The organism is Bacteroides sp. GD17, assembly GCF_038448625.1.
In the GTDB taxonomy this organism is placed as follows: Bacteria; Bacteroidota; Bacteroidia; order Bacteroidales; family Bacteroidaceae; genus Bacteroides.
Genome location: NZ_JBCEZS010000001.1, coordinates 678,958 through 696,515 on the forward strand (window position 1 = coordinate 678,958; position 17,558 = coordinate 696,515).

Annotated in this window: 14 protein-coding genes and 2 tRNA genes; 11 read left to right on the plus strand and 5 right to left on the minus strand. The window is 42.8% G+C overall.

Annotated elements, in window-relative coordinates; genetic code table 11:
• Nucleotides 1-23 precede the first annotated feature (23 nt).
• The 4 genes from bamA to ribD form a co-directional block, all read right to left on the minus strand.
• Nucleotides 24-2,663, minus strand: coding sequence for an outer membrane protein assembly factor BamA (gene bamA / locus AAE250_RS02330; RefSeq protein ID WP_294596692.1), 2,640 nt, complete (start codon nt 2,661-2,663; stop codon nt 24-26).
• A gap of 27 nt (nt 2,664-2,690) precedes the next feature.
• On the minus strand, nt 2,691-3,425 hold the full coding sequence (locus AAE250_RS02335; protein WP_294596691.1) for an isoprenyl transferase: 735 nt from the start codon (nt 3,423-3,425) through the stop codon (nt 2,691-2,693).
• Nucleotides 3,426-3,434: 9 nt separating this feature from the next.
• Nucleotides 3,435-4,784 carry a DUF6242 domain-containing protein gene (locus tag AAE250_RS02340; protein ID WP_294596688.1) on the minus strand — a complete coding sequence of 450 codons (1,350 nt, stop codon included), beginning with the start codon at nt 4,782-4,784 and terminating at the stop codon, nt 3,435-3,437.
• Nucleotides 4,785-4,917: 133 nt separating this feature from the next.
• The gene (gene ribD / locus AAE250_RS02345) at nt 4,918-5,964 is read right to left on the minus strand and encodes a bifunctional diaminohydroxyphosphoribosylaminopyrimidine deaminase/5-amino-6-(5-phosphoribosylamino)uracil reductase RibD (protein ID WP_294596686.1); all 1,047 of its coding nucleotides are present in this window, start codon (nt 5,962-5,964) and stop codon (nt 4,918-4,920) included.
• A 56-nt stretch (nt 5,965-6,020) separates the two neighbouring features.
• On the opposite strand from ribD, the gene prmC reads away from it, so the two are divergent.
• The 9 genes from prmC (at nt 6,021) to AAE250_RS02390 (ending at nt 12,736) form a co-directional block, all read left to right on the plus strand.
• A complete protein-coding gene (prmC, locus tag AAE250_RS02350) occupies nt 6,021-6,857 on the plus strand; it encodes a peptide chain release factor N(5)-glutamine methyltransferase (RefSeq protein ID WP_294596683.1) in 837 nt (278 codons plus the stop codon).
• Complete coding sequence (locus tag AAE250_RS02355) at nt 6,854-7,333, plus strand: regulatory protein RecX (RefSeq protein ID WP_294596681.1); 480 nt, start codon at nt 6,854-6,856, stop codon at nt 7,331-7,333. The genes prmC and AAE250_RS02355 overlap by 4 nt, the downstream gene beginning before the upstream one ends.
• A gap of 81 nt (nt 7,334-7,414) precedes the next feature.
• Nucleotides 7,415-8,053 carry an orotate phosphoribosyltransferase gene (pyrE, locus tag AAE250_RS02360; protein ID WP_294596678.1) on the plus strand — a complete coding sequence of 213 codons (639 nt, stop codon included), beginning with the start codon at nt 7,415-7,417 and terminating at the stop codon, nt 8,051-8,053.
• 93 nt (nt 8,054-8,146) lie between these two features.
• Complete coding sequence (locus AAE250_RS02365) at nt 8,147-8,557, plus strand: SRPBCC family protein (protein ID WP_294596676.1); 411 nt, start codon at nt 8,147-8,149, stop codon at nt 8,555-8,557.
• 18 nt (nt 8,558-8,575) lie between these two features.
• A complete protein-coding gene (argH, locus tag AAE250_RS02370; protein WP_294596674.1) occupies nt 8,576-9,916 on the plus strand; it encodes an argininosuccinate lyase in 1,341 nt (446 codons plus the stop codon).
• A 101-nt stretch (nt 9,917-10,017) separates the two neighbouring features.
• Nucleotides 10,018-10,090, plus strand: a tRNA-Gly gene (locus AAE250_RS02375).
• A gap of 28 nt (nt 10,091-10,118) precedes the next feature.
• Nucleotides 10,119-10,202 (plus strand) — tRNA-Leu (locus tag AAE250_RS02380).
• Nucleotides 10,203-10,350: 148 nt separating this feature from the next.
• Nucleotides 10,351-11,556 carry a site-specific integrase gene (locus AAE250_RS02385; protein ID WP_294596672.1) on the plus strand — a complete coding sequence of 402 codons (1,206 nt, stop codon included), beginning with the start codon at nt 10,351-10,353 and terminating at the stop codon, nt 11,554-11,556.
• A gap of 295 nt (nt 11,557-11,851) precedes the next feature.
• Nucleotides 11,852-12,736 (plus strand): hypothetical protein, encoded by an 885-nt coding sequence (locus AAE250_RS02390; RefSeq protein WP_294596670.1) that lies wholly within the window; start codon nt 11,852-11,854, stop codon nt 12,734-12,736.
• 81 nt (nt 12,737-12,817) lie between these two features.
• Here AAE250_RS02390 and AAE250_RS02395 read toward each other — a convergent pair whose 3' ends face one another.
• Complete coding sequence (locus AAE250_RS02395) at nt 12,818-14,635, minus strand: DEAD/DEAH box helicase family protein (RefSeq protein WP_294596667.1); 1,818 nt, start codon at nt 14,633-14,635, stop codon at nt 12,818-12,820.
• A 1,465-nt stretch (nt 14,636-16,100) separates the two neighbouring features.
• On the opposite strand from AAE250_RS02395, the gene AAE250_RS02400 reads away from it, so the two are divergent.
• Both AAE250_RS02400 and AAE250_RS02405 read left to right on the plus strand, forming a co-directional pair.
• A complete protein-coding gene (locus AAE250_RS02400; RefSeq protein WP_342288626.1) occupies nt 16,101-16,241 on the plus strand; it encodes a hypothetical protein in 141 nt (46 codons plus the stop codon).
• Between the two features lie 71 nt (nt 16,242-16,312).
• The gene (locus tag AAE250_RS02405) at nt 16,313-16,975 is read left to right on the plus strand and encodes a recombinase family protein (protein WP_294596665.1); all 663 of its coding nucleotides are present in this window, start codon (nt 16,313-16,315) and stop codon (nt 16,973-16,975) included.
• Nucleotides 16,976-17,558: the final 583 nt, after the last annotated feature.

Below are 17,558 nucleotides of genomic sequence, written 5' to 3' on the forward strand. Positions count from 1 at the left end.
ACGTCTGGTTTTTGTGAAACAAATTAGAATTCTTGTCCTAAGATAAAGTGGAACTGGCTGCCACCGTAGCTTGTAGAACCAAATACTTTGTCGAAACCGTAAGCCCAGTCAATACCCATCATACCAATCATCGGGAGGAAGATGCGGACACCGACACCGGCAGAGCGCTTCAACTCAAACGGATTGAACTTATTGACATCTTGCCAGGCATTACCTGCTTCTACGAACGTTAACGCATAAATACTGGTACTTGTTTCCAGCATCAGCGGATATCTTAATTCCAGACCAAGGCGAGAATAAGCATAGCCTTCGTAACCGTACGGGGTCAATGAGCTGTTCTCATAACCACGAAGGGCAATACTTTCTGTTGCATAGCTGGAATAACCGGTCATACCGTCACCACCCACATCGAATGTTTCGAATGGAGACTTTTTGTATTTATTGTAATGACCCAGCAAACCGAATTCTACACGTCCCATCAATACCGGCGTACGTTTTACCGTCATCGGGTCCATCAAAGGGATATAGACTTTGGATTTGAACTTCCACTTGTGGTATTCAATCCATTTGTGCATCTTGTTCATGTCGTCCTGGTTGCTGGTGCTGTACTTGCTGTAGTCTTTGCCGTCAATAAGAGAGTAGGGCGGCGTAAGTTGTGCAGACAGTGAGAACTCGGAACCTTGGCGCGGATAAATCGGGTTATCGATAGAACTGCGGGACAAAGTCAGATTGATACTCAGGTTGTTGCACTTACCATTGGTAACAGGGAAGTATTGCCAGTCGCTCAGTACATAGCGTTGGTAGGACAATTCTGCGGTGAACTGGAAGTAGTCATCCGGCCACTTCAAGCGCTTACCGAACATTACGGCAAGACCGTACATCTGAATAGACTTGTCAGGATCGTAATAGTTCTCGTAGTTGTTGTAGTTACCATAATTGTACATACCATAACCATACATACCGCTGTAATAGCTGTTGTAATAGTTGTTCATGTATGCCGAGTTGTAATAGCGGCTACTGATATCAGTCTGTCTGGAGTAGAATGCCGATACGGAGAATGCGTTCGGGCGCTTACCACCGAACCATGGGTCGTAGAAGGATATACTGTAAGACTGATAATATTTGGCATTGGTCTGACCGCTGACTGTCAATGTCTGACCGTCACCTTGCGGCAGGATACCGCGATAGTTGTCACCCGGATGCAGCAAGTTGGCAAGGGAGAAGTTGGTAAACTTCAAACTCAACTTACCGATGATACCCGTTTGACCCCAACCGGCCGAGAATTCTACCTGGTCATTTGCTTTGGAAACGAGGTCGTAACCGATATCTACCGTACCGTCTTCCGGTCTTGGCTGGATGTCTGGTTTGATTTGTTCCGGGTCGAAGTGTCCCATCTGCTGGATTTCACGCATGGAACGCATCAAGTCTTCACGGCTGAACAGTGCACCCGGACGGGTACGGAGTTCACGGCGTACTACGTTTTCGTACAGGCGGTCGTTACCGTTGATGCTTACCTTATTGATAGTAGCTTGGCGGCCTTCGTAGATACGCATTTCCAAGTCTATGGAGTCGCCTACGATATTTACTTCCACCGGTTCGAGGCTGTAGAACAGATAACCGTTGTTATAGTAAAGGTTACCGATAGCGTCATCATCCGTCATTGTGCGTTCTTCCAGTAATTTCTGATTGTAAACGTCACCCTTCTTCATGCGAAGCAGGAAGTTCAACTGTTCGGAAGGATAGAGTGTGTTGCCCACCCACGTCACATTACGGAGGTAGTATTTCTGACCTTCTTCAATCTCCATGAAGATGTCTACCGTGCGGTCATCGTAAGGCTTGATGCTGTCTTTTACGATCATGGCGTCACGATATCCCAGCTCGTTATATTTGTCGATAATCAGTTGCTTGTCAGCTTCGTAGTTCTCCTCAATGAACTTTTTGGTACGGAAGAAGTTGACCAGCTTGTTCTTCTCGTTTGTCTTCTTCATCACTCGTTTCAGTTTCTTGGTCTTAAGAGCCTCGTTACCTACGATGGTGATTTCGTGCACTTTCACTTTCTCCTTCTTGTCGATGTCGATGTTGACGATTACTTCGTTCTTCTTATCGGGATCGTCCTTCTGAGTAATGATGACGTCTGCGTTCTTGAAACCTTTGTCGTCAAAGTAGCGCTTAATCAAGGTTTTGGCACGGTCTACAATATTAGGTGTAATCTGACCGCCCTTTATCATGCCGATTCTGCTTTCCAGGTCACTGCGCTCCGACTTCTTCACGCCACTATAGCGTATTTCGGAAACACGGGGACGCATTGTCAAGTGGATGGTCAGCCAGATTTGGTCGCCCTCAATTTTATCAGCTGTAATCTCTACGTCGGAGAACAGTCCATGGCGCCAATAGCGCTTACAAGCCTGTGTAATCTCATCACCCGGTACAGTGATTATTTGCTTCTTGGATAATCCGGACAATCCGATAATTACATAGTCCTCATAGTTCTGGGCTCCTTCGACTTTGATGTCTGCTATTTCATACTTCTTAGGTGTTCCCGAATAGAGGATAACCGGCTTTTCGGCTTCATCGGTGTTGTCTACGTCCTGCGCTGCGGTTGTCAGTACGCAGCCGAAAAGGCAGATAAACGTTACGAATATGGAGAAAATACGATAGTGCATTTATGTTATGATTAAATATGTTTTGGTTTAACTGATTTGTTCACTGGTTTTGCCGAACCTGCGTTCGCGCTTCTGATAGTCACAAATGGCTTTGCGAAGCTCTTCTTCGCGAAAGTCAGGCCAATAAGTGTCACAGAAATAAAGTTCCGAGTAGGCGCATTGCCAAAGCAAATAGTTACTCAGGCGTATTTCTCCTCCGGTGCGTATAAGCAAGTCGGGGTTGGGCATGAAATGGGTTGTCAGGTGCTGTTCAATCAGTTCGTCGCTGATTTCTCCGGGCTCTAACTCTCCCTTTTGCACCAAGGTGGCTATTTGCCGGGTAGCTTCTGTTATTTCCCAACGGGAAGAATAGCTGAGAGCCAGAACCAGACACATGCCTGTGTTGTGAAGAGTGTGTGCCACGCAGGTACTTAGTCTCTGCTGTACGTTGACCGGTAACTTTTCAATGTCTCCAATCACCTGGAAGCTGATATTATTCTTCATAAACGTCTCTTCCTCGATGGAGTCGAGAAGGAGTCCCATCAAAGCTGCCACTTCGTCCGACGGACGGTTCCAGTTTTCGGTAGAGAACGTATATAAAGTAAGGTATTTGATTCCCAGTCTGGCGGCCTCCTCCGCGATGACGTGCACAGTCTCTGCACCGGCCTGATGTCCGTAGCTGCGCTCATGTCCGCGCTGCTTGGCCCATCTTCCGTTACCATCCATGATAATCGCCACGTGTTGGGGTATCCGGCTTGAATCGATTTCTTCTTTATATAACATCTTTGAATTTTATTGTATTTCGAAGCCCAATTTGTTAAGACGCCCGCGCCATACTTCGTTCTTGGTACCGTTTCCGCCAAATATCACCCAGATAAAATCTCTTTTATCTTCCGGGTTTACTGTCGGGTCCACTACCACTGAATAAGAGCCTTTATCTTTGAATTCCTGAGGTAACAGGAAGTTCTTTTCTGTCTTGAACCATGCAAGGCTTGCAACGGAGCTATAAATAGCGTCCAGTTTACCGCCGAAGCAGTAGTACATCTCACCATAATACATGATGAAAGGATTGGTCATTCCCGGACAGTATGTGTCGTAAGCAGTGTTTTCCAGACTTGCCCAGCCCTTGCCGTCTAATGAGAACCAGGGAATTGTCATCTTTTCATCTGCCTGTGGCATGCCGGTTAAAACTACTTTTTCTATACCGTTACCGGTGGTGGCCACAGTAGAAGATATGTTCTCAGTAGGGAAACCATTGGGAACTTCATCGAGTATGATGTTGTCTTCCTTTTGAGCCGGTTCCCAGTTCTTTCCGTCGCAGATGTTGAAATATTGCTTTCCACCTATCTCAACGATACCCGAAAGTCGGTCGGAGAAGCCGGATATAAGGGTAATGACATTGTCTCCTAAAGTCGTAACATCTGTCCAGTTTGTACCATTGGTAGAAGTGAATACCTTCTTACTCTCTGTTACCATGTAAAGGGCATCTTTATAGCTGACGGCAGATGTCAGTTTTGCATCGGACGGCAGATTGACGACAGATGCCTGGCTCCAACCGTATTCACCTGGTTTTGCAGATGTCTTATAAACAGTAGTATTAGAGGTATAGACTAATAACTCATTTCCCAAGATCACAACCTTCTGCTCACCCGGATTTACCGTATTGGAGAACACGCTGCCTATTTTCTGCATATCTGTCCAGACCAGAGAGTCAGGATCTTGCAGGTGCACATTGACCTTCAGCTTATATTCACGGGTGGTGAGACCATCGGCTGCATGTACTTTGAACTGCATACCGGCATCATTGTTCATGGCAGGTGTTAAGTCCACCGAATCAGCAGTGCTGAATAAAGTATCGTTGGGTGAACCGGAAGTTATCCAGCCCGTAACACTCATGGTTTTAATCAGGATGCGGTCAATGATGGTATCTGATCCAACGGGTAACGAGTCCCTGTTGTAGATAAGTCTGTTGAGTTGGTCTATTGTAAAGGTGTAATTTACGCCGTGCACTGTGTCTAAGACAAAGGCTTTTAGCGTAGCATCGGAGCTGTATTCGTAATCGTCGTCTGAGTTAAGGCATGAACTCACAGCAAATGACACAATAAGAAAACTCACTATTACTGATAGAAACTTTATTCTCATTTGAAAGTTAGTGTTTATTTACAAGTTGCAAAAATAGGAACATTTTTTTCTATAAACAGCTTTACAGGGAAGTTTTATATAAAATTATAGATAATAGTACTGTTTTTCTCGATAAAAAAGCCCCAAAATGAGGCTATTGCCTATTTCTTGCTGCTGTATAATGACGAAAACTCCTGCCGAAAGATTGTTCGATGACATAGGGAATTTTATCGCTGATTTCAGGTGCTTTAACACCGGAATGGAGCAGAATCGGAGCTTCTTCTACAAATATCTCGTCCCATAGCCCGGCGTCGATGAACGACTGTAGCAGGAAACGGCCTCCTTCCACCAGGAGCGATTGCAATCCGCGGGCGTATAACGTCTCCATGATTTGAGGGAGGATGTCTTGGTGGTAGTCTGTCGGAACGTATTCAATATTGTGCACTGCTTCGTGTGGGTGTTCCGTGAAAACAAGAGTCGGCGTACTGCCGTCAAAAAGATGCAGGCTGGGAGAAAGAATACGCTGCCGGTCCAGAACAATGCGTACCGGCGAAGGTCCTTGCCAATGACGGACGGTGAGACTGGGATTATCCAGTTCGGCGGTGCGGGTACCTACCATAATGGCACTATGCTCAGCCCGTTTCTTGTGTACCAGCATGGAAGTCAGCGGATTGGACAGAATGACCGGAGTGCCGTTTTTCCGCAATACGTCTATGTATTTATCTGCAGATTCTGCCCATTTTAAGGTAATGTAAGGTCGTCTCAAGGTGTGGAACGTAATAAATCTGCGGATCAGATGCTGGCATTCTGCTTCCATGACCCCTGTGATGACTTCGCGGCCGGCATCTTTTAACTTCTGTATGCCCCTTCCGGCTACTTTGGCAAAAGGGTCCTGACATCCGATGACAATACGCGGTATCTGCTTTTCGATGATCAAGTCTGCGCAAGGAGGCGTTTTGCCATAATGTGAACACGGTTCCAGGCTTACGTAAATAGTAGAACGTTTCAATAGCGACGGATCTTTTACAGAACGGATGGCGTTGACTTCAGCATGCGCCTCTCCGCAACGCACGTGATACCCTTCTCCTATGATCTTTCCGTCACATACTATTACCGCTCCCACCATGGGATTGGGAGCGGCGTTGCACAATCCGTTTTGTGCCAATTGGATACATCGTTGCATGTATTTTTCTTCTTCCATGCTCTTTCTTTGTTAGATTATTCTTACTTTTGCAGCCCGAAAGCTACCAGTAAACAATGAATGTAACCGTTTCTCATATCCGCAGCACTTTGCAGAGGTCTTATCCTGTACAAGAAGCCGCCAACCTTTCCCGCATTATCTGCTGTGAAATGTTAGGGCAGAGTGCCGTTGATTATTATCTGGGCAAAGATATGATTTTATCCCCAAAAGATGAAAAGGAATTGGAAACCATTCTCGCCCGGCTGTGCAATTTTGAACCGATACAATATATACAAGGTGTAGCCCGTTTTTGGGGCCGGAGTTTCCGGGTGGCTCCGGGGGTATTGATTCCCCGTCCTGAAACGGAAGAATTGGTAGAAAGGATCTTGAAAGAAATTTCTCCGGCTTCCCGCATCCTTGATATTGGCACCGGTAGTGGCTGTATAGCGGTTACTTTGTCGAAAGAACTGCCAACGGCACAGGTCATGGCTTGGGATATATCCCAAGATGCCCTTGCCATAGCCCGTAGCAACAACGAACTATTGCAGGCTTCCGTCCATTTTTTGCAGTGCGACGTGCTGGCTTACCAACCGGCTCCGGATGATTGTTACGACGTGATTGTCAGTAATCCGCCGTATGTTACGGAAGCAGAAAAGCAGGAAATGGAACGAAATGTACTGGATTGGGAACCTTTTTCGGCTTTATTTGTTCCAGATGCAGATCCGCTCCGCTTCTATCGTCGTATCGGTGAGTTAGGGCTGAAGATGCTGGTGGCCGGCGGCAAACTTTATTTTGAAATAAACCGGGCATTTGGTGAAGCTATTGTCATGATGCTTCGTGAACAGGGATATGCCGATGCCTATATTCTAAAAGATATTTCCGGCAACGACCGGTATGTAATTGCAGAACGATGACAGAAATAACCGAAACAGAAGCTCTGAGCCGCGTGGCAGCCTATTGCTCTACTGCCGAGCATTGCCGGGCGGAGATTGCAGAAAAACTGCAACGATGGAGCGTCGCCTATGATGCCATAGACCGTATCATAGCCCGTCTGGAACAAGAAAAGTATATTGATGAAGAGCGCTTCTGCCGTGCTTTTATCAATGATAAATACCGTTTTGCCAAATGGGGTAAAATGAAAATAGGGCAAGCCCTGCAGCTGAAGAAGATTTCTTCGTCTGTCTACTGGTCTTTTCTGAATGAAATTGATGAAGAGGAATATCTCTCCATTCTGCGTGGATTGTTAACCGCAAAACGGAAAAGCATCCATGCCGACACGGAATATGAACTGAACGGAAAATTGATACGTTTTGCGTTGAGCCGGGGTTTCGAAATGAAAGATATACGTCGTTGTATAGACGTTTCTGATGAAAATGATTACTCCGAATGAAAAATTATTGGCATTCTCTTTTTTATTCTCGTTCTGTTTCTGTATTTTTGTGCCATATTTATCATAATAGTTAGTTTTGCTATGAAAACTTTAGAAAGATTGTTTGCTGAAAAGTTGCTGAAGATAAAAGCGATTAAACTACAACCGGCTAACCCGTTTACTTGGGCATCTGGATGGAAGTCTCCATTTTATTGTGATAACCGCAAAACCCTTTCTTATCCTTCCCTCCGTAATTTTGTGAAAATTGAAATTACGCGTTTGATATTGGAACGTTTCGGACAGGTCGATGCTATTGCTGGTGTGGCTACGGGAGCTATCCCGCAGGGAGCCTTGGTGGCCGATGCATTGAACTTGCCGTTTGTATATGTACGCTCCACTCCGAAAGACCATGGATTGGAGAATCTGATTGAAGGTGAACTTCGCCCCGGTATGAAAGTTGTAGTAGTAGAAGACTTGATCTCTACGGGAGGAAGCAGTCTGAAGGCTGTCGAAGCCATTCGTCGTGATGGCTGCGAAGTAATCGGTATGGTTGCTGCCTATACGTATGGTTTCCCGGTTGCCGAGAAAGCGTTCAAGGATGCAAAAGTACCCTTGCTGACATTGACCAACTACGAAGCTGTTATGGAAGTAGCACTGCGTACGGGATACATTGAGGAAGAAGATGTAGAGACGCTGAATGAATGGCGCAAAGATCCGGCTCATTGGGATGCTGGTAAATAAAACGTATTCTTGTTAATAATATAGTATGATGAAAGAGCCATTCGGACAGATTCTGTCCGGGTAGTTCTTTTGTCTTTTTAATCCGATTGAAATATGACGAAATTTGAAAGTGGAGTAAAGGTTATTCCTGCTTCACAAGAGGCTGTCTATGAGAAATTGTCTGACTTGAGCAACCTGGAGAAAGTAAAAGACCGCCTGCCCGAGGATAAAGTGAAGAATTTGAGCTTTGACTCGGAAAGCATAAGCATAGAAGTGGCTCCTGTAGGGAAAATCACCTTGCAGATCATAGAAAGAGAACCGTGTAAATGCATCAAGTTCGAAACAACCACTTCGCCGCTACCTTTCAACCTGTGGATACAGATTGTACCCGTCACTGATATCGAATGCAAGATGAAGCTGACTATCGGGCTGGATATCAATCCGTTTATGAAGACCATGGTGCAGAAGCCTTTACAGGAGGGACTTGAGAAGATGGCAGACATGCTGGCAATGATACAATACTAATAAGTTATAACTCGATTTATGGCTCAGAAACTTTGGGAAAAATCCGTTCAAGTAAATAAGGATATTGAACGCTTTACGGTGGGACGCGACCGTGAAATGGATCTCTATTTGGCAAAGCACGATGTGCTGGGCTCTATGGCGCATATCACAATGCTTCAGAGTATCGGCCTGCTGACAAAAGAAGAATTGGAACAACTGCTTGCCGAGTTGAAGAATATCTATGCAACGGCAGAACGCGGAGAGTTCGTGATAGAAGAAGGAGTCGAAGATGTACATTCGCAGGTAGAACTTATGCTGACGCGCAAGCTGGGTGATGTGGGCAAGAAGATTCATAGCGGACGTTCGCGTAACGACCAGGTGCTGCTCGACTTGAAACTCTTTACCCGTGCCGAAATCAAAGAAATTGCTGAAGCTGTGGAACAGCTGTTTCATGTACTTATTATGCAAAGCGAGCGGTATAAGAGTGTACTGATGCCCGGTTATACCCACTTGCAGATAGCAATGCCTTCTTCTTTCGGACTGTGGTTCGGCGCTTATGCCGAGAGTTTGGTAGATGACATGTTGTTCCTGCAGGCTGCATTCAGGATGTGTAACCGCAATCCTTTGGGGTCGGCTGCCGGATATGGCTCTTCTTTCCCATTGAACCGTACGATGACGACCCGCCTTCTGGGTTTCGACTCGCTGAATTATAATGTTGTGTATGCCCAGATGGGACGCGGCAAGATGGAGCGCAACGTAGCATTTGCCCTTGCCAGCATAGCCGGTACCATCTCCAAGCTGGCATTCGATGCATGTATGTTCAATAGCCAAAACTTTGGTTTTGTTAAGTTGCCGGATGATTGTACTACCGGTTCCAGCATCATGCCACATAAAAAGAATCCGGATGTCTTTGAACTGACGCGTGCTAAATGCAACAAACTTCAATCCCTGCCCCAGCAGATAATGATGATTGCCAATAATCTGCCTTCCGGTTATTTCCGTGACTTGCAGATTATCAAGGAAGTCTTCCTTCCTGCCTTCCAGGAACTGAAAGACTGTTTGCAGATGACGACTTACATCATGAACGAGATTAAGGTGAATGAGCACATCCTTGATGATGACAAGTATCTGCTTATCTTCAGTGTAGAGGAAGTGAACCGCCTTGCACGCGAAGGGATGCCTTTCCGTGATGCTTATAAGAAGGTGGGATTGGATATAGAGGCTGGAAATTTCTCGCATAGTAAAGAAGTTCATCACACCCATGAGGGAAGCATCGGAAATCTTTGTAATGATGCGATTACTGCATTGATGCAGAAGGTTGTAGATGATTTTAACTTCGAGACGATGGAGGTTGCAGAGAAAGAATTGCTCGGCAGATAAAAGAGTTGCGGGTTCAAGTCCCGCTTCGAGTACGATACTTTTTAAAAGAAATATTTGGCAGGAACGGGAAAACTGTTTATCTTTGCACCCGTTCCTCAAATGCGGAAATAGCTCAGTTGGTAGAGCACAACCTTGCCAAGGTTGGGGTCGCGAGTTCGAGTCTCGTTTTCCGCTCTTTCTTTTTTCTTCTTTCTTTGAGGATGCTCGAATGGTGGAATGGTAGACACGAAGGACTTAAAATCCTTTGGCCATTGCGGCTGTGCGGGTTCAAGTCCCGCTTCGAGTACTGTTTAAAGCTCTGTAAATCAAGTGTTTACGGGGCTTTATTCTTTTATGAAACTTCCTTGCTTTCTTCATTAAATGATACAGATTCTACCGGATTTGGGCTACTGAGTTAAACCGAGAGTTAAACCAAGAGTTAAACCGAAATTGTAATGAAAGCTACTGTTAATGTATTGTGTTACAGGTCTAAAACTCTTAGTAATGGTGAACATCCAATCATGTTACGCGTGTGTAAAGGCGGTAAGAAGAAGTATATCGGTCTTGGAATCTCTGTAAATCCCAAATATTGGGACTTTGAGAAGAACAAGCCTAAACGTAATTGCCCTAATCGGGAACAGATAATCAAGGTTATTAATGAGCAGGAACAGAAGTATTCAGAGCAGATACTTGAATTTTCTACGGAGCAACGGGAATATTCTCCTACTACTCTGGTTGAAGCAGTTGCCCCGATACGTAAGAGTAAAACTGTTAATGATATGTTTGAAGAGTATATAACTCAACTTAAAGATGAAGGCAGGTTGGGGTATGCGTTATCTGTGCAGCAAGTCCGTAATTCTCTGTTAAAATTCAAGGGACATTCGGATGTGTTTTTCTCTGAAATAGATGTGAACTGGCTGAAAACGTATGAATCGTGGTTGAGATGCTGCAAGTTGGAAGATAATACGATTGGCATCCGTTTCAGAACGCTACGAGCAGTCTATAATTTGGCTCTGACTGAGGGGGTGGTAAAGGCTGATTGTTATCCATTCAAGAAGTATAAGGTGTCTAAATTGCATAAAGAGACTGCCAAGCGCGCCATAACAAAAGAGCAGGTGAAGCAGGTTATTGAATATGATGTGTCAGGAGCACGTTTCTATAAGAGGTTGGCAGTTGATATGTTTACGTTCTCTTATTTGATGGGCGGTATCAACTTTACTGATATGGCACTTCTTACTGATAAGAACTTTGAAGGTGAGCGTTTAGTGTATGTTCGTCAGAAAACGAAGAAGTTGATAATGTTACCATTGCAGGAGAAGGCTATGGAAATAGCGGGCCGTTATCGCTCTCCACAGTGTAAATATATATTTCCGATACTGGATAATAGAGAGCGAACTCCACGACAAATAAGGAATCGAATATATGACGTATTAGCCAATGTGAATGGACATTTGGAAGATATTGGGAAGGAATTGGGGATTGAGTTGAAGATTTCCAGTTATGTTGCTCGTCATTCTTATGCTACGGTCTTGAAACGTTCGGGAGTTTCGACTTCTGTAATCAGTGAATCTTTGGGGCATAGTTCTGAACGGGTAACACAGATTTACTTGGATAGTTTTGAGAATAAGCAACTTGATGATGCTATGAAGCACTTACTTTAATTTATAATGCCACTCTGTTGTATAATGGGGTGGCATTTCTTACTGAAATCCATTTGCTGATATTAGCGGATTAATACATATATTAACTGTTGCTTCAGGATTATCGGTATTTCTTGGCGCTCCCTATTGTATGTAACAAAAATGTACCTATCTTTGTACCGTTGCAACTCCGCAACGAGAGCTCTTTAACTTGATGTACTGTATTAGCGTGACAACCATAATATTCCGTCTCGATTGCGATTGCAATACTTGGCGGTGATTCTGGTTATTTTAAATTTTAAAACAATTAAAATTTATGAAGAATCGGAATCTAAAGACAGAGGAGAATCCTCTGTTTGTAATGACCGTCACTATCATGGCTGACGGTAAAGAGCAGGAAATAATTCCTGTATTCTCAGAGTTCTCAATGGGACGCAAGTCATTTGGGAATGATAGTATTCACAATGCATTGGATAGAAGTAAGATTCTTCCTACTGTCTTTTCCTTTGTTGATGTGAAGACATTGGAGGGAGAGCAATATCCGCTGTTTGACTATGCGGGTAATCAGATACCTGATGATTTCGACTGCGAAATACCCCTCATGCTGTACTTGGATAAGGCTGATAACTTCCAGTTGTTGGGAGAAGTTGAAGAGCCACTAAATGCGGTTATTGTGGATGAATGCAAGTCGTTTGCAGATGCTTATCAAAGGGTGGCGACTTCCGCCTATTACTCTAGAACCCCGAACAAAATAGAGTGGCTCGGTTGGGGAGGTATAGTCACTAACGATGATATACTGATTGCAATCAGAGGGTTCTGTAACCTATATAAGGTGTCCGGCACTGTTGCCCAGAAATATTTCGGTATTCAGGTGTCAAACTCACTGCTACATGCCAAAGCACTTGGTATAAACGATTCCCTAATTACCCCTAAACGCACTCCTACGCAAGCCGTTGCACTTTACAAAGCTGCGGTAGAGGCTTTCGGAGTGAAGATTGCAGGTCAGGGATATTCGGTCAACGCTATTAATTACTGTATTAACAACAGCAGTTATGGCCTAGTTTTAGCAGCCTTAGCTGAAATTAAAGCAGAGGAGAAACTTCAATTAGAGCATACTAAATGCGGCGAAAAAACAGCATGTATTCAGGCGCTCATGCTTGAAGTCATAAGAACCTTGAAAGAGGAAGCGGAGATTGCATAGAGAAATTAACCCCGTCTGATTGATACAGATTCACAAGTAAAGAATTCGCCCCTGCCAGAGTTATCTAGCAGGGGTTTCTTTTTATCTAATCTCCCACCCGTTTCTACGACCTTCAGGAGTTACCACTTTCTGACCTGACAAAGAATCGGGAAAGTATTCAAGTATATCGGTCGCATGGGCTGTTTTCTTGAATCGCAATTTATCATAGATAGATTGCAGTAATGCTTTCAATGCAGGGTTCGTTATCCGTTCCCCTCTCTTGATGACTTTACCAAGTTCATAGAGAATACGGCTCTTTGAGTTCATTATGCTTATCTCATTTTTAAGGTTACACTCCTTATAACTTAACGCCTTGATTCTGGAACTTCCCAGAGTATTGTAGTAATACTCCAATTCAGGGTATTTGGATTGCAAGGTGTTTGCATATACGTCCAGTATCAAATTACCCTTATCCTTGTACTCACAATAATATTTCATCCTCTCCGAGAAATCCTCCTTCTTAATCAGGTGCTTCAACTGTTCCTGATAGGATATATACTCTTGGTTTACAGAAGTATCAAAGTGATTGTCATCCAACTGCTTCCTGATGATGATTCCATTCTGATAATTATGTTTCTGTAAATCGAAGCAGAACTGTTCATTTACGTAAGCTAGTCTATTGAAAACAAATTGCTGGGAATGTTCATCATACATAGTGTATGAATCCTGATAACGTAATGACATTGGCATTTTGTTCCAGTCCTTGATGCGTTTCTGCTTCAACGGCTCTGCTTCATTGTTGTTCGATTTCACTTCCATATTGGTAACGGCAACCTTACCCTCTAATGCTTGGTAAAACTCTATGCCCGAAATTTCCTCTACGCTGGTATTATATATGAAGGTAAGATATTTCCTGAATGGATTGGAATCCAATCTTTGCCGACCTGCAATCTGAACAAGGTCGGTGGATATGTCTATGGAAGTGTTAATTCGGGTACAATCACTAATAACGAACGATGCTGCGCTTTCAGAATAGAAATCGCAACCCGCATAGGCAGTGGAAGTACAAAAGGTAAACTGTTTATGCGGTTCACCCTTCAACGGTATTCTCCCTCTGCTGAAACCTGCTCCAATCTTCTTGATTAGTTTGTCGTTGTCATCGGTACTTCCTACAATGATATTTACGTCCTCTGGTCTTAATTCCGTATGCTTGATGATGTTTAAGATATTGGTTACGCTATTCAGGAAAATTACGCACTCTATAGATTGATGTACTTTATTGTCAATCACTATTGAAGGATAATTTTTTGCCTGATACATTCGCACAATGTTGATGGCTATATTAATAGGCTTGGGATTCTTATATCTTATTAACTGTACTGTCTCTATCTCCTTCCATTGCAATTCATAATAAGGTATATCATTGAAAAAATCTATCTGCTCTAGATACTTGTCAAGAATTGGAGTTGCAGAAAGATATGTAATGTATGGGAAGGCTTTCAAGTGATTCAGAAAATGAAACTCCGTCTCTGATTTGAAGCTACTATCACTCAACAAACATTGAAACTCATCTACTACCACTCTCCACTCCGATTTATCTTTGATACATCCAATCAACTTATACATGGAATCATAAGAAACCAAAATTTTAGGAATATCAGTATCCTGTATATATCTGTCAATCTCATCTTGATATACACCGCCAACAACAAGTAAGGAGTTTGAATATTGGGCGTGCTTGTTCTTTAGGAGTTCGTTTCTAGGACTGCATATAATGGTCTTATGATTATCTATAAGTGCTACTGTGGTTGCTCCACAACCGGGTATCTTTTTGTTGCATACTCCATTTGGAAGTTCAAATTCATCTAGGTCTGTGAGGTACTTGATACCTTCTGGAATAGAAATCAATTCTCTTCTCATTCAATTTAAAATTAGATAAGTGTTAATGAAGAAACTATCTGAAATGTGGTGTCCAGTTTTTTGCTAGATTCAATCTATATACTAAGGGAGTCAAGGTCAATAAATTAGACAAGTGGGAGAATAATAAAACCAGACTGGAATCTGGCTCTATTACTTCCTTCGATTAATACATATCTAGTGATTATTGCAATAATTGAGCGATTTATCCTCTTGAATGATACTCTCTCTACTTCCCTTACTTGATTATGCAAAGATAGTAAACTTTCCTTACTTTAAAGAATGAACATATATTGTATTGGAAACTTTGAGCTTAGAGGCATCTTAACCTTGATTCTTTTTCTCTGATTGAACTCCGTTCCCCTTACGTGGGGCTAATTTAGCGTTCCCCTTCTTGGAACTGGGCTTACGGAATGGTACGTCTTTACGGGGTATCAATTTAGGGCTGTCTATTACATATTGGTGGTTTTCGTGAACTATCTCGTGAATTACGTTATCTGTAACTATGGTTGTCGCTTCGGGGAATACTGGAATTTCTATTCGCATGGTAATTTTGTGTAATAAGTCTTTCTAACGTGGTTAATCTGTTTACGTATCTTGGTGAACCCCGATAACCGTGCCCATACTCCAATATGAACCCGATTATCAGATACACCCGCTTTTATAGCTATATCTCTCAATTCTTCATAACTAAACATTTCATTCATTATCATAGGCGATTGATTAATGGCAAGTAATCTGTGTATTATGGCAGAGTTATCTACGGGCAGCTATATCTATCAAATGAAGTCGGTAATAGGATAGCTTATAAGCAAGTTGATAAGTGACTGCAATTATATACCCGATTTGAAAGTGGAAGTTCGATTTGCTGATACCTTATAAATACGGTAACGGTAAACTGCATTATATATCCGAATTGCAAGCCTAAGAGACTGACATTACTAACTTCCCTTACCCACCTTAAAGATACTACATATTTGGAACTCCGTAAAATGAAACGGATATAACTTGTAAGATTGTGGCGCATATCAGAGCCACTTCATTATTAATGCCATCCAATATAGGAGATTAGGATATACGGGAAAGAGCCACACATAATATAACGGGTACTTCATTACAGATACCCCCACCTATCCAATTCAACGCAGAAAAAGGTATAGCGTTTTTCTATTCAAGAACTCAGAGCCTCATCCATAAATACGTCACGTAAACGTGACTTGACATCCTCTCATGACCCCTCCAGTGGGGTGATATAAGAAACAACATTTAAAACAGTTCAATTTATGGAAGGGCAAAGATTACTCCGAGTTAGTGAGGTAAAACTCACTTATCAACCTAAAGTTAAGGCATCCGAACGCTACTACATAGCGCATAGTGAGGACACTTACAAATTATTGAAGGAACATTGTTACGATGAAAGCACTCTCCTTACGGATGAAGGTACGTTAAACCGTTAATTCATGGCATTATGAAAGATGTATTCTACTTTATACTCTCGCTTGCAGCGGCATTTGCTATCGTATTACTGTGTCCGTTATTTGCGGTGGCATTGATAATTTGGTGGATTATATGGATAGGTAAGGAAGTCTCGAAATATGACGGACTTTAGTTATTAATCAGAGTGTTACATGAATTGAACGTTCGTTTAGCTCGTGTAACCACTCTTAAAATATGTAAACGATGAAGACATACATAGCGTATTTACGCCAATCAACCATGAAGCAGGAAAGAAGCGGTCTTGGAGTTGAGGCTCAAAGAGAGATTATTCATAACTTCATTAAAGAGGGAGTTATCCTACATGAATTTGTCGAGACTGAAAGCGGTAAGAGGACGGATAGACCTAAATTGCAAGAAGCGTTGATAATGTGCCGTAAGACCAATTCTATTCTTATTGTGGCGAAGTTAGACCGATTGAGCCGTAATGTGGCGTTCACTTCCAAGTTATTGGAGAGTGATGTGGAGATTACCTTTTGTGATTTCCCGCAAGCTAACCGCTTGATACTCCACATTATCAGTAGTATCGCTGAATATGAAGCAGGGTTAATCAGTCAACGCACAAGGCAGTCATTGCAAGCTAAGAAGGCACGAGGGATGAAACTGGGTAAATCGGATAACTTGATGAACAAGCATAAAGAGGCTATCGCTAATAGTAACCGTACCAATAGATTGAAAGCGGATAGTAACCCCAATAATATGCGGGCAATCGCTTTGCTACGCTCGTTATCAATGGAAGGTAAGACCTTATCCGAAATGGCAGACCTACTCAACGCACAAGGTTTTGTTACTTCACGAGGTTGCAAGTTTCAGAAGGTACAAGTAAGCAGGTTACTTGCTAAACTCTGATTACTTTAGTTGGGAGGAAATCTTTAAAATTCTGTATATATAGACCGAGTTAGAATTTCCTCCTAACCTTGATTTATCAACGGGAGACTATTCTCAACTATTAATAAACAATAGTTCTTGTCAATCAAACGTAATTTAGTAACTTTGCAGCAATTCCAAGCCTCTAAAGAGATAGGGGACTGGAAGGACTTATTAGTTAACGAAGAGCGTTTGACATATTATCCTGCATTGGAATCTCGACAATTTCATTCTTCAAGGATAATAGACAAGAACGCTCACGTCAATGCTATATACCCGCTTTACTAAGTGGACTATATAACGTTTGGCGTGGGCTATTGTTTATTACTTGAAGAAGGGCAGTCGAGAGCCTCAATGCAGTAATATTCAATAGTTCCCACGCCTCTCTATTTATTAACAGCTAACATTCGGGAACAAGTTAGCGTAATATATTGGATAAGAAACGGATATATAGTTTACTACTTACAACTACTTTATTAATGATATGTAAGCCTATTAATAGGATGCTGCCTTACATATATTTCACGTTGCAACCCTAAGCAGCAGGGATGCACTTATATTATTA

Coding starts and splice junctions, on each gene's coding strand:
- AAE250_RS02340 (WP_294596688.1), bottom strand. CDS start 4,784: ATGAGAATAAAGTTTCTATCAGTAATAGTGAGTTTTCTTATTGTGTCA.
- AAE250_RS02400 (WP_342288626.1), top strand. CDS start 16,101: ATGAAAGATGTATTCTACTTTATACTCTCGCTTGCAGCGGCATTTGCT.
- AAE250_RS02365 (WP_294596676.1), top strand. CDS start 8,147: ATGACGAAATTTGAAAGTGGAGTAAAGGTTATTCCTGCTTCACAAGAG.
- ribD (WP_294596686.1), bottom strand. CDS start 5,964: ATGGAAGAAGAAAAATACATGCAACGATGTATCCAATTGGCACAAAAC.
- pyrE (WP_294596678.1), top strand. CDS start 7,415: ATGAAAACTTTAGAAAGATTGTTTGCTGAAAAGTTGCTGAAGATAAAA.
- AAE250_RS02355 (WP_294596681.1), top strand. CDS start 6,854: ATGACAGAAATAACCGAAACAGAAGCTCTGAGCCGCGTGGCAGCCTAT.
- bamA (WP_294596692.1), bottom strand. CDS start 2,663: ATGCACTATCGTATTTTCTCCATATTCGTAACGTTTATCTGCCTTTTC.
- argH (WP_294596674.1), top strand. CDS start 8,576: ATGGCTCAGAAACTTTGGGAAAAATCCGTTCAAGTAAATAAGGATATT.
- AAE250_RS02395 (WP_294596667.1), bottom strand. CDS start 14,635: ATGAGAAGAGAATTGATTTCTATTCCAGAAGGTATCAAGTACCTCACA.
- AAE250_RS02390 (WP_294596670.1), top strand. CDS start 11,852: ATGAAGAATCGGAATCTAAAGACAGAGGAGAATCCTCTGTTTGTAATG.
- AAE250_RS02385 (WP_294596672.1), top strand. CDS start 10,351: ATGAAAGCTACTGTTAATGTATTGTGTTACAGGTCTAAAACTCTTAGT.
- AAE250_RS02335 (WP_294596691.1), bottom strand. CDS start 3,425: ATGTTATATAAAGAAGAAATCGATTCAAGCCGGATACCCCAACACGTG.
- AAE250_RS02405 (WP_294596665.1), top strand. CDS start 16,313: ATGAAGACATACATAGCGTATTTACGCCAATCAACCATGAAGCAGGAA.
- prmC (WP_294596683.1), top strand. CDS start 6,021: ATGAATGTAACCGTTTCTCATATCCGCAGCACTTTGCAGAGGTCTTAT.